The organism is Aquitalea sp. LB_tupeE, assembly GCF_013391415.1.
Taxonomy (GTDB): Bacteria; Pseudomonadota; Gammaproteobacteria; order Burkholderiales; family Chromobacteriaceae; genus Aquitalea.
The window spans coordinates 42,481-54,642 of the sequence record NZ_JACAXB010000028.1; the positions used below are offsets into that span (position 1 = coordinate 42,481).

Here is a 12,162-nt window from a genome sequence, read left to right on the forward strand (position 1 = left end):
CGTAATAAAACCTGCCAGAGCAGGAATCAGGGAAGTCCGCATCATGGCTTCAACACATCGCATGACCTTGCTGGCCCTGTTGCTGGCCGGGATGGGTGCCACAGGATCGGCGCTGGCAGGCTTGGGGCCCATTCATGTCTTGTCTTCCGAAGGCCAGCCCTTCGAGGCAGAAATCCCGGTGGTGGATGAAGATCCGCAAGGGAATGTGCTGGTGGGCCTGGCTGATCGTAACAAATATCCCTTGGTTTCTACCTACAGCCAATCGGCACCGGTACTGAAGTTCTCCGCCATTCGCAAGCCCGATGGCAGTATCCAGAAGATTCTGGTCAAGGGTCCCAGCCGTTTCGATGAACCCTTGCTGCGCTTTGCCGTGGAAATGAGCTGGCCTGCCGGGCGTCTGGTGCGTGAGTTTGAAGTGGATTATCTGCGTGATGGTCCGCCACGCAAGGACAAGCAGCCAGGTCACGACGATACTGTCAAGAAGTCGGTTGTGGCACCGGACCAGATGCCGCGCCTGGGCAGTCTGGGCCTGGGGCAGCTGAAAGTGAACTCCAAGCTGGGTGAGCCACTGGTGGCCGAGCTGGAGTTGTTTGGCACTGCGGCCAGGCAAACCGACAATATCCATGTGGCCTTGACGGCTGACAGTTTGCAAGGCAGCCCCAGTGCCGAGCAGAGCCAGCTGATTGCTTCCATCTCTCACCAGCTAAGCCGTGTGGCTGACAAGGCCGTATTGCAGTTGCGCAGCACCAGGCCGCTCAATGAGCCTGTCCTAGCCTTCCGGCTGGACGTGGGGGCGGCCAATGTACATGCCCAGAAGCGCTACACCCTGCTGCTTGATCCCAACGGCTATACGGTTGAAGAACATGCAGTTACCCCCGCGCCGGAAAGCAAGCAGGCCGCCGCTCAAGTGCAACCCTTGAAGGTGTACCGCGTACGCCATGGCGATACCCTGTCGCGCATTGCTTCCCGCATGAAAGGTGGCGGCTCGGCCGCGGAAACGGCAGGGCGCTTGTACGAGGGCAATCCTGATGCCTTCATCGGCGGTGATGTCAATCGCCTGCGTGCAGGTACTGCATTGAAATATCCGGCGGCATGGCATTTGGCCGCAGCACCGGGCAGTCATCAGCTGAAGCAAGCCGGGGCTGAAGAAAAGCCCCTTGGCAAGCCGGTGGCTCAGGCTGCCGCACCGATCGCCGCGCCAGCCGCTGCGTCGCATGAGGCTCCGGCCAAGCCGGTCGTACCGCCTGATGCAGTAAGCCTCAAGCCCATGGTAAAAGTGCCGCCTGCAACGGCCAAGCCAACGGCATCGGCACCAGCCACGTCCGCACCACAAGTTTCCGCCGTCAAGGGTGTCAGTCCGGGCGCTGCGATCAATGAACAGGAAGCCCGGCTGAAAAATATCCTGCAACGTCAGGACCAAGTCTTGCAGCAGGCGCAACAAAAAGCCCAGGAACTGGAACAAAAGATTCGCATGATGCAGCTGGCCAAGGCTGCAGAAGCCAGTGCTGCGGCCATTGCTGCACAAAACAAGCCGGTGGCCAGTCAGGCTGCTGCCGAGCCCGCAGCCAGTCATGCAAGCACGTCTGCGCCGCAAGCAGCACAGCCAGCAGTCGCTTCTGCACCGCATGCCGAAGCCAGCAAGGCAGTGACACCAGCCAAGCCTGTCGTCAGCAAGGCTCCTGAGGCGGAAAAACCAGCCAGCTTCCTGGTGGATGATGTGCTGACTGTCTTGCACGATAATGCAGTCCCCTTGGCTGGTGGTGCTGCGGTGATCGGATTGTCCGGACTGTTGCTGGCTCAGCGCCGGCGCCGTAACAAACAGGAAACCGCCCAGCCACCTGGCGAGCCTTTGCCCGCAGCGGATAATCCGTCGATGTTGACCATGGGTCCCTTGACCACGCTGATGAGCGGCATCAAGCGGGGAGAGGGTATCGATCTTGCGTCGGTTGACCTGATTGCCGAGGCCGAGGTTTATCTGGCTTATGGTCGGCTGGATCAGGCGCTGGACATTCTGCGCGAAGGCCTGGTGCGTGAACCCATGCGGCAGGATTTGCGCTACAAACTGCTGGAAGTGCTGGCCATGATGCCGGACAAGGACGGTTTCATTGCCGAGGCCACCACGGCGCGCGGCATCTTCGGCAAGGACAGTACGCTGTGGATGCGGGTGTGCGAGCTGGGTCGTACCCTGGCACCGGAGCACCCCTTGTTCGATATGCAGCCAGTCGCGGTGGCCAGCCCGATCGACCTGCAACCGGTGCGACTGACGTCAGCCAGTGCTGAGCATGCCCCGGATACTGCCGTGGCAGCTGAAGGCGGGATTGATCTGGCTGCCGAACTGGGTGCAGTGGAGCCGCCTCCCGAGCCGGTGCTGGATACGGAATTCCTGCAAAAGCCGGCGGCAGGCCCGGCCCCCTTGCCGCCGGCTGCCGAGCATAACGACCCGCTGAGCGGCCTTGATGCTTTTGCATCTTTGGGTGAGCAGGAGCTGGAAAATGCGGTGAAGCAGGCCCCTGAACCCATGCTGGACATGGATTTCCTGGCCGACCTGCCCGCATCGCCAGCACCGGAAACGCCGGAAGCGCCGGTCAGCAAGCCGACGCCGCCAGCCGCAGCACCCACTTCGCAGTCCGAAGCCAATGACAAGATGGAACTGGCCAAGCTGTATCTGGAAATGGGCGACAAGGAAACCGCCGAAGCGCTGATGAAGGAAGCCGGGCAGACCGTCTAGCTATTTGATGCAGCGAATGGACGCGGGGATGCAGCAGCATCCCCGTTTTTCATGGCCCTTCCGGCAACTGCACGGCACATGGCTTCTTGCATGTCAGCATGGCGTAAACCCCGCAGGATAGGGTAGAGTTGATGCTTTGTCGTCCTGCTTACAGCGGTATGTCTGCTGATTGCAGGTGGTTTAGCAAGCAAGGTGTGTGGGCATGAGAATAGCGCTCGGCATCGAGTATGACGGTCGGGCATTCTCCGGTTGGCAGACTCAGCCGCATGGCAATACCGTTCAGGACAAACTGAACCAGGCCATCAGCCGGATTGCCGGTCATGAAATTACAACGCTGGCCGCTGGCCGTACCGATGCCGGTGTGCATGCCGCCATGCAGGTGGTGCATTTTGATACGCAAACGGTACGCCCGCTGACGGCATGGGTGCGTGGAGTGAATGCCCTGTTGCCGCATGAAGTGGCGGTGGTGTGGGCGCGCGAGGTATCAGACGACTTTCATGCGCGCTTCTCTGCATTTTCGCGCTCCTACAGTTATTTCCTGCTGACCCATCCGGTACGGCCCTGCCTGCTGGCCGGCAAGGTGGGCTGGTATCACCAGCAGCTGGATGTGGACGCAATGCGCCGTGCTGCACAGTGCTTGCTGGGTCAGCATGATTTTTCCAGTTTTCGCGCAGCAGAATGCCAAGCCAAGAGTCCGCTCAAAAACTTGCAGCAGCTGGATATCAACGAACAGGGCGGTTTGATTCGCTTCGACCTGATGGCCGATGCCTTCCTGCACCATATGGTGCGCAATATCGTTGGCGCGCTGCTGTATGTGGGCAAGGGCAGCCTGGATGAGGCCGACTTGCAAGCCCTGCTGGCGGCACGCGACCGTACCCGGGCACCGCCCACCTTCATGCCGGATGGCCTGTACCTGACCGGTGTGGGCTACCCCGGAGCGTTTGAGCTACCGACGCAGGCTGAGCCTGCCCGACTGGCTTTGTGGAGATGAAGTGACAGTAAGAATAAAGATTTGCGGTATTACTCGACCGCAAGATGGGGTCGAAGCCGCCCGCCTGGGTGCCGATGCCATCGGCCTGGTGTTTTATCCGAAAAGCCCGCGCAATGTCAGCATCGCCCAGGCGCAGGCGGTGATTGCCGCCTTGCCACCTTTTGTCAGCGTGGTGGCCCTGTTTGTGAACCCGGAACGCAGCTGGGTGGAAGAAGTGCTGGGCGCCTGCAGTATCGATATCCTGCAGTTTCATGGTGAAGAAAGTGCGGAATTCTGTCGTTCTTTCCAGCGGCCTTATCTCAAGGCGGTACGGGTAAAACCTGGCCTCGACCTGAGCGCCGCGGCAGCCCAATACCCGGATGCGCGCGGACTGTTGACCGACGCCTTTGTCGAAGGCGCGCACGGTGGCACCGGTACCACGTTTGACTGGACCTTGCTGCCGGAAAACCTGCCTCTGCCGTTGATTTTGTCCGGCGGGCTGGACGACAACAATATCGGACAAGCCGTGGCCGCAGTGCGGCCGGCGGCGGTGGATGTTTCCAGCGGAGTGGAAGCAGCCAAGGGAATCAAAGATGCTGCCAGGATGGCGGCGTTCATATCAGGAGCAAGGCATGGAGCGGTATGATCTTCCGGATGCAAAAGGCCATTTCGGCCCGTATGGTGGCGTCTATGTTGCCGAAACCTTGATGGCGGCACTGGACGAGCTCAAGAACGAATACGAGCGCGTCAAGGCCGACCCCACCTTCTGGGAAGAGTTTCGCCAGGAGCTGAAACACTACGTGGGCCGTCCCAGCCCCATTTACCATGCCAAGCGCTGGTCAGAGCAACTGGGCGGTGCGCAGATCTTCTTCAAGCGTGAAGACCTCAACCACACCGGCGCCCACAAGATAAGCAATGCCATCGGTCAGGCCCTGCTGGCCCGTCGCATGGGCAAGAAGCGCGTGATTGCCGAAACCGGTGCCGGCCAGCATGGCGTGGCCACCGCCACCGTGGCCGCCCGCTATGGCATGGAATGTTTTGTCTACATGGGTTCCGAGGACATCAAGCGCCAGTCGCCCAATGTCTTCCGCATGAAGCTGCTGGGTGCCACCGTGGTGCCGGTGGAGTCTGGCTCCAAAACCCTGAAAGACGCGCTGAACGAAGCCATGCGCGACTGGGTGACTAATGTCGACAGCACCTTCTACATTCTGGGTACGGCGGCAGGTCCGCATCCTTATCCGATGATGGTGCGGGACTTCCTGTCGGTGATCGGCGAAGAATCCAAAGAGCAGATGCCTGAGCTGACCGGTCGCCAGCCGGATGTCGTCGTGGCCTGCGTGGGTGGCGGTTCCAACGCCATCGGCATGTTCTACCCCTATATCAATGTGGACGGTGTGCGCATGGTCGGCGTGGAAGCTGGTGGTCATGGCATTGACAGCGGCATGCATGCGGCACCCTTGTCCGGTGGTGCCGGCGTGGGCGTGCTGCACGGTGCCAAGAGCTATCTGATGCAGGATGCCAACGGCCAGGTTGTCGAGACCCATTCGGTATCGGCCGGTCTGGATTACCCTGGTGTTGGTCCTGAACACAGCTATCTGAAAGATATTGGCCGCGCCGAATACGTTGCCATCGACGACAAGGAAGCGCTGGCTGCTTTCCATGACTGTTGTCATCTGGAAGGCATCATCCCGGCGCTGGAATCCAGCCATGCACTGGCCTGGGCGGCCAAGGTAGCGCCCACCATGGGCAAGGACAAGGTGATTCTGGTCAACCTGTCCGGCCGTGGCGACAAGGACATCAATACCGTGGCCGGCCTGGCCGGTATCACGCTCTAACAAGGCGAAGGAAGGCTTATGTCACGTATTGCTGCATGTTTTGCCGCCCTTGAGGGCAAGAAGGCGCTGATTCCCTTCATTACCGCCGGGGACCCGCATCCGTCCCGCACTGTCGAGCTGATGCACGGTCTGGTGGATGGTGGTGCCGACATCATCGAACTGGGCGTGCCGTTTTCCGACCCGATGGCCGACGGCCCGGTGATTCAGCGCGCATCGGAACGGGCACTGGTGCACAAGGTGGGCCTGCGCGATGTGCTGGCCATGGTGGCGGAATTCCGCAAAACCAACACCACGACGCCAGTGGTGCTGATGGGTTATCTCAACCCGGTGTTCGTCATGGGCTATGCGGCGTTTGCCACTGCTGCCCGTGAAGCGGGTGTGGATGGCGTACTGACCGTGGACTGCCCGCCGGAAGAAGCGGCCGATCTGTCTGCCGCGCTGATTGCTGCCGACCTGGACCCGGTATTCCTGATCGCCCCTACCACGCCAGAGGCACGGGTGCGCGAAATCGCCCGTCACGCACGTGGTTATGTCTATTATGTGTCGCTCAAAGGCGTCACCGGTGCAGGAAATCTGGACATTGACGACGTAGCGCGTAAAATTGCCGCCCTTAGAGCACATATTCAGGTTCCCATCGGCGTTGGCTTCGGCATTCGCGATGCCGCCACAGCCAAGGCTATCTCCGTGACGGCCGATGCGGTGGTGGTGGGGAGCCGACTGGTGCAGGAAATCGAGGCGGCTACAGAACAAACTGCCAAAGAGCGGTTGACCGGTCTGGTAGCGGAATTGAAAGCTGCCATTCTTTAAGGAACACGCAAACGGGGTGACATCACCCCGTTTTACTGACAACCCGGCTGGTCTGGCCGGGTTGTGTTGAGCAAGGAGTCAGCATGAGCTGGTTGAACAAGCTCCTGCCGCCGAAGATCAAGCGCGATTCCCGCGCTGACAAGCCTTCAGCGGTACCGGAGGGGCTGTGGAGCAAGTGCCCGGCATGTGAAGCCGTACTGTATTACACCGACCTGGAGAGCAATCTGCAGGTTTGTCCGAAATGTAATCATCACCATCCGCTGAATGCCCGTCAGCGGCTGGACATGTTGCTGGATGACGAAGGCCGCCGCGAAATCGGTGCCGAGGTCAAACCGGTGGACATTCTCAAGTTCAAGGATGGCAAGCGCTATCCGGACCGCCTGGCTGCCGCACAAAGCAGCACCGGCGAAGACGACGCACTGGTGGTGATGCAAGGCAGCATCCACTCCATGCCGGCCGTGGTGGCCGCCTTTGAATTCCGTTTCATTGGCGGTTCCATGGGTTCGGTGGTGGGTGAGCGCTTCGTGCGTGGCGTACAAGCCGCCATCGAAGCCAAGGCACCCTTCATTTGCGTGGCAGCATCCGGTGGCGCACGCATGCAGGAAGGCCTGAACTCGCTGATGCAGATGGCCAAAACCAGTGCCGCGCTGCAACTGTTGACTGATCACCAGCTGCCTTTCATCTCGGTACTGACCGATCCCACCATGGGTGGCGTGTCCGCCTCCTTCGCCTTCCTGGGTGATGTGGTGATTGGCGAGCCGGGTGCGTTGATCGGCTTTGCCGGCCCGCGCGTGATCGAGCAGACCGTGCGCGAAACCTTGCCGGAAGGCTTCCAGCGTTCGGAATTCCTGCTGGAAAAAGGTGCCATCGACATGATCGTCGATCGTCGCGAACTCAAGCGCAAGGTGGCCGAACTGGTGGCCATGCTGCAAAAGCAGCCTGCTGTTGCCTGAGTCATCATCGTGCCAAATGAAGCCGCTTCCTCTGGAAGCGGCTTTTTTCATGTCTGCCAGCTGTGCTAGGCTGCCGACATTGCTTGCCCTCTCCACCTTAGAAAGCCTTGCCGTGCTTAGCCCCAATCAGCTCTCCAGCCTGCAACACATCTTCCCCGCCGACCGCCTGCATCTGGATGCAGCCACCTGCGAACGCTATGGCCAGGACTGGACGCGCTACACCACACCGCAAGCCGCTGCGATTGTGTTTCCGGTCAGCATCGACGAAGTACAGGCCGTGGTGCGCTGGGCCAATGTCCACGGGGTGGGGATTGTCCCCTCTGGCGGCCGTACCGGCCTGTCTGGTGGCGCTGTCGCCACGCAGGGTGAGATAGTGGTGTCCATGGACCGGATGAACTGCATGGACGGTTTTGACCCACTGGCGCGCACTGTGCGCTGTCAGGCGGGAGTGGTCACTGCCGCCTTGCAGCAGTTTGCTGCCGATCATGGCTTGTATTATCCGGTGGACTTCGCTTCCAGTGGCTCCAGCCAGATTGGCGGCAATATTGCCACCAATGCCGGTGGTATCCGGGTGGTGCGCTACGGCATGACCCGCGAGTGGGTAGCCGGCCTCACGGTGGTGACTGGTAGCGGTGACGTACTGGAGTGCAATCTGGGTCTTACCAAGAACAATACCGGCTATGATTTCCGCCATCTGTTTATCGGTTCTGAAGGTACGCTGGGGCTGGTGGTGGCTGCCACCATGCGGCTGACCGACCCGCCACCGTTCACCACCGTGCTATTGCTGGCCTTGCCCGGGCTGGCAGACATCATGGCGGTGTTTCACGCCTTTCGCAGTGCGCTCACGCTGCAAGCCTTCGAATTCTTTTCCGATCTGGCACTGACCCATGTGCTGGCAGCCGAGCAGTCGGCAGCGCCACTGGCAGAGCGGCAGCCATTCTATGTGTTGCTGGAGCTGGAAACTGTTACCCCGTTGCAGGACGAGGCAGTCTTGCAGGTGTTTGCTGACTGCATGGCGCAGGGGTGGGTGTGCGATGGCGTCATCGCCCAGTCACAGCAGCAAGCCAAAGCCTTGTGGCGCTTGCGTGAGGGCATCAGCGCCGCCATCACGCCGTATACGCCCTACAAGAATGACATTTCGGTGGTGCTGAGCCGCTTGCCGGAATTCGTCGCGCGCCTGCAAGGTTTGCTGGCACGTGATTATCCGGACTTTGAGGTGCTGTGGTATGGCCATATCGGCGATGGCAACCTGCACATCAATGTGCTGAAACCGGCCAGTTGGGCGCTGGCAGATTTTCGTCATGCCTGTGAACAGGTCAATGAGCAGGTATTTGCCCTGGTGGCGGAGTTTGCCGGCAGCATGTCAGCAGAACACGGCGTGGGCTTGCTCAAGCGAGATTATCTAGGCGTAACGCGTTCGGCGGCAGATATCGCTCTGATGCGCGGTGTGAAAGCAGTTTTTGATCCGAACGACATCATGAATCCTGGCAAGCTGTTGCAGCTGGATGGATCGGATACATGAGCTGGCGGTGAAGTTGATGTGGAAAAGAAGTGGCAATGAAGTTTTTATGCTTATGGAATTTTAATTATAATTAATGCAATTAAATTGCTAATACATATTATATATAATTAATTAAAAACAATGACTTAGCTGAATATTTCAATATCCTGGCTTGCCTTGTTTGCAGACTTGTCAAATTAGGCATTGAATCTTGCTGATCTGCCTTTTTTCTAGGCAGCGCCAGCAAGTGGCTCATGGCAAAAGACTTTTTTTATTTGTTCAGTACTTATCCACAGAGTTATCCGCTGATTGTTGTGGATAATTGCAGCCCGCTGCAAGGGTGTGACCGTGGCTGGCTGGTCACAACCCTTGGTAGGCAATGGTTTCAGTCTGCCTGTACGCTGCTCTCCAGCGCTTCCAGCTCTTCTTGCAACAGCATCCAGTCTTCTTCCACTTGCGCCAGTTCGCTGCTGACCACGCCCAAGCGTTTAACGGCTTCGGCCAGCTTGCTCTTGTTGGCGTCGCTATAAGCGTCTTCACCGGACATAAAAGCATCCAGCTGGTTTTTTTCCGTGCTCAACTGCTCCAGTTGCTTCTCCAGCTTGGCCAGTTTGCTCAGCAAGGGCTTTTTCAGCTGGGCCAGTTTCTGGCGGGCTTCGGCCTCCTGGCGCTTCTGCTCCTTGCGGTTGACCGACTGGGCATCGCCGCTGGATGGCTTGTTGCCTTCGGCCAGCTGGGCCAGACGCCACTGACGGTAGTCTTCCAGATCGCCATCAAACGGCTTGACCGTGCCATCGCTCACCAGCCAGAACAAGTCAGTGGTGGATTCCAGCAGGCTGCGGTCGTGGGATACCACGATCAGTGCGCCGGAGAAGTCCTGCAAGGCCAGCGTCAGCGCGTGGCGCATTTCCAGGTCCAGGTGGTTGGTGGGTTCGTCCAGCAGCAAGAGGTTGGGCTTTTGCCAGACGATCATCGCCAGCGCCAGACGGGCTTTTTCGCCACCGGACATCGGGCCGACCAAGTCGGTTGCCGTGTCGCCACGGAAATTGAAACCGCCCAGAAAGCTGCGCAGTTCCAGCTCGCGCACCGTGGGTGCCAGGCGCTGCATGTGTTGCAGTGGCGATTCATCTTCGCGCAGGGTTTCCAGCTGGTGCTGGGCAAAATAGCCTATCTTCAGCGTTTGCGCCTTGATCACCTCGCCGGCCTGCTGTGGCAAATCACCCGCCAGCAGCTTCACCAGCGTGGATTTACCGGCACCGTTCACCCCCAGCAGGCCAATGCGGCTGCCAGCTTCCACTGACAGCGACAGGCCGCGCAAGATGGTGGTGCTGCCATAACCAATATCCACCTTGTCCAGTCGTAGCAATGGATTGGGCAGGTTGTCCGGGCTGTCAAAGTGGAAATCGAACGGCGAGGCCACGTGCGCCGGGGCAATGCGCTCCAGCTTTTCCAGCGCCTTCACCCGGCTTTGTGCTTGCCTTGCCTTGCTGGCCTTGGCTTTGAAACGGGTGATGAAGGATTCCAGATGGGCGATCTGGCGTTGCTGCTTGTCATATTCGCCCTGCTGGCGTGCCAGCTTTTCCGCCCGCATGGTTTCAAACTGGCTGTAATTGCCGGTGTACAGCGTCAGGGTCTGGTTGGCCACTTCGGCAATATGGCTGCAAATGCTGTCAAGGAAATCGCGGTCGTGCGAGATGATCAGCAAGGTGCCCGGATAGCTTTGCAGCCAGTCTTCCAGCCACAGTACGGTTTCCAGGTCCAGATGGTTGGTAGGTTCGTCCAGCAGCAGCAGGTCGGAGCGGCACATCAGCGCCTGGGCCAGGTTCAGCCGCATGCGCCAGCCACCGGAAAAACTCTTTACCGGGTTGCGGTGTGCTTCCACGGCAAAACCGAGGCCGGTCAGCAGTTTGGCGGCACGCGCGGGGGCGGAGTAGGCGTCGATGCGGGCCAGTTCGCCATGCAGATGGCCAATGGCGCTGCCGTCGTCGCGTGCTTCGGCAGCGGCCAGTTCGGTTTCCAGCTGGCGCAATTCCTGATCGCCATCCAGTACATAGTCGATGGCGGCGGTGTCCAGTGCTGGGGTTTCCTGCGCCACATGGGCCATCACCCACTGTTTGGGAATGTCGGCATCACCGGCATCAGCATGCAATTCGCCCTTGAGCAGGGCAAACAGGCTGGACTTACCCACCCCGTTGGCTCCGACCAGGCCGGTTTTGTAACCAGGGTTCAGGGTGAGGCTGGCGTCGATCAGCAAGTCTTTCAGCCCGCGACGCAGGCTGAGGTTTTTCAGTTGGATCATGTTGGGTTTCTGCGCGGCACAGCGTGCTGTGCCGACGGGACATTAAGCAGCGGGAAGCGTGGACAAATCCCAGCGTGGTTTGATGGAGTAGCTGCCGGGTGCCGTGGCATGTTGCAAGCGCATGGCACCGGCAAAGGCAATCATTGCGCCATTGTCGGTACACAGCGCCAATGGCGGGTAGAACACCTCCAGCTTGCGCTTTGCGGCAGCCTGATCCAGCGCAGCACGCAGTTGCTTGTTGGCACCAACGCCACCGGCCACCACCAGCTTTTTCATGCCAGTCTGTTTTAGTGCCTTGAGCGATTTGCTGACCAGCACCTCGACAATGGCTTCCTGAAAGGCCCGGCAAATATCCTTGCGGGTTTGTTCGTCAATCTGGCCGTGTTCGGCTTCAACCTGCTTGCTGAGGGTCAGTACGGCAGTTTTCAGGCCGGAGAAGCTCATGTCCAGATTGTCGCTGTGCAGCATGGGGCGTGGCAGATTGAAGCGGGCCGGGTCGCCTTCTTCGGCCAGGCGCGATAGCAGCGGGCCGCCGGGGTAGGGCAGGCCCAGCAGCTTGGCGGTTTTGTCGAAGGCTTCGCCTGCGGCATCGTCCAGTGTTTCGCCCAGCACTTCATACTGGCCGATGCCGTGCACCGCCATCAGCTGGGTGTGACCGCCGGAAACCAGCAGCGCAATAAACGGAAAGTCCGGGCGCGGGTCGGCCAGCAGCGGCGACAGCAAGTGGCCTTCCAGATGATGGACGCCGATTACCGGGATATCCAGGCCGAAGGCCAGCGCATTGGCCACGCTGGCACCCACCATCAGCGCACCGCCAAGGCCGGGGCCCTGGGTGTAGGCAATGGCATCCACATCGGCCAGTGTTTTGCCGGCATCAGCCAGGCAGGCTTCGGTCAATGGAATGACGCGGCGGATGTGGTCGCGGCTGGCCAGTTCAGGCACCACGCCACCGTATTCGGCGTGCATGGCCATTTGCGTATGTAGTTGGTGGGCAATCAGGCCCGCCGTGAGGTCGTACAGTGCAACGCCGGTTTCGTCGCACGATGATTCGATTCCAAGTACCAGCATG

9 protein-coding genes are annotated in these 12,162 nt (G+C 59.6%); 7 read left to right on the top strand and 2 right to left on the bottom strand.

Annotated features, from left to right (window positions below):
* Positions 1 to 43 precede the first annotated feature (43 nt).
* The 7 genes from HWX34_RS14415 to HWX34_RS14445 all read left to right on the top strand — a co-directional run bounded on the left by HWX34_RS14415 (position 44) and on the right by HWX34_RS14445 (position 8,815).
* Positions 44 to 2,728 carry a FimV family protein gene (locus tag HWX34_RS14415; RefSeq protein ID WP_178972896.1) on the top strand — a complete coding sequence of 895 codons (2,685 nt, stop codon included), beginning with the start codon at positions 44 to 46 and terminating at the stop codon, positions 2,726 to 2,728.
* A gap of 202 nt (positions 2,729 to 2,930) precedes the next feature.
* A complete protein-coding gene (gene truA, locus HWX34_RS14420) occupies positions 2,931 to 3,719 on the top strand; it encodes a tRNA pseudouridine(38-40) synthase TruA (RefSeq protein WP_178972897.1) in 789 nt (262 codons plus the stop codon).
* 1 nt (position 3,720) lies between these two features.
* Positions 3,721 to 4,344, top strand: a complete 624-nt coding sequence (locus HWX34_RS14425; protein ID WP_178972898.1) for a phosphoribosylanthranilate isomerase — start codon at positions 3,721 to 3,723, stop codon at positions 4,342 to 4,344.
* Positions 4,331 to 5,533, top strand: coding sequence for a tryptophan synthase subunit beta (gene trpB / locus HWX34_RS14430; protein ID WP_045845215.1), 1,203 nt, complete (start codon positions 4,331 to 4,333; stop codon positions 5,531 to 5,533). The genes HWX34_RS14425 and trpB overlap by 14 nt, the downstream gene beginning before the upstream one ends.
* A gap of 18 nt (positions 5,534 to 5,551) precedes the next feature.
* Complete coding sequence (trpA, locus tag HWX34_RS14435) at positions 5,552 to 6,340, top strand: tryptophan synthase subunit alpha (RefSeq protein WP_178972899.1); 789 nt, start codon at positions 5,552 to 5,554, stop codon at positions 6,338 to 6,340.
* Positions 6,341 to 6,423: 83 nt separating this feature from the next.
* Positions 6,424 to 7,293 carry an acetyl-CoA carboxylase, carboxyltransferase subunit beta gene (accD, locus tag HWX34_RS14440; RefSeq protein WP_178972900.1) on the top strand — a complete coding sequence of 290 codons (870 nt, stop codon included), beginning with the start codon at positions 6,424 to 6,426 and terminating at the stop codon, positions 7,291 to 7,293.
* Between the two features lie 112 nt (positions 7,294 to 7,405).
* Complete coding sequence (locus HWX34_RS14445) at positions 7,406 to 8,815, top strand: FAD-binding oxidoreductase (RefSeq protein WP_370459752.1); 1,410 nt, start codon at positions 7,406 to 7,408, stop codon at positions 8,813 to 8,815.
* Positions 8,816 to 9,179: 364 nt separating this feature from the next.
* Here the strand turns inward: HWX34_RS14445 and HWX34_RS14450 are convergent, their stop codons facing one another.
* Complete coding sequence (locus tag HWX34_RS14450; RefSeq protein WP_178972902.1) at positions 9,180 to 11,093, bottom strand: ATP-binding cassette domain-containing protein; 1,914 nt, start codon at positions 11,091 to 11,093, stop codon at positions 9,180 to 9,182.
* A gap of 42 nt (positions 11,094 to 11,135) precedes the next feature.
* Positions 11,136 to 12,161: a tRNA (adenosine(37)-N6)-threonylcarbamoyltransferase complex transferase subunit TsaD gene (gene tsaD / locus HWX34_RS14455; RefSeq protein ID WP_178972903.1), complete on the bottom strand. Its 1,026-nt coding sequence runs from the start codon at positions 12,159 to 12,161 to the stop codon at positions 11,136 to 11,138.
* Position 12,162: the final 1 nt, after the last annotated feature.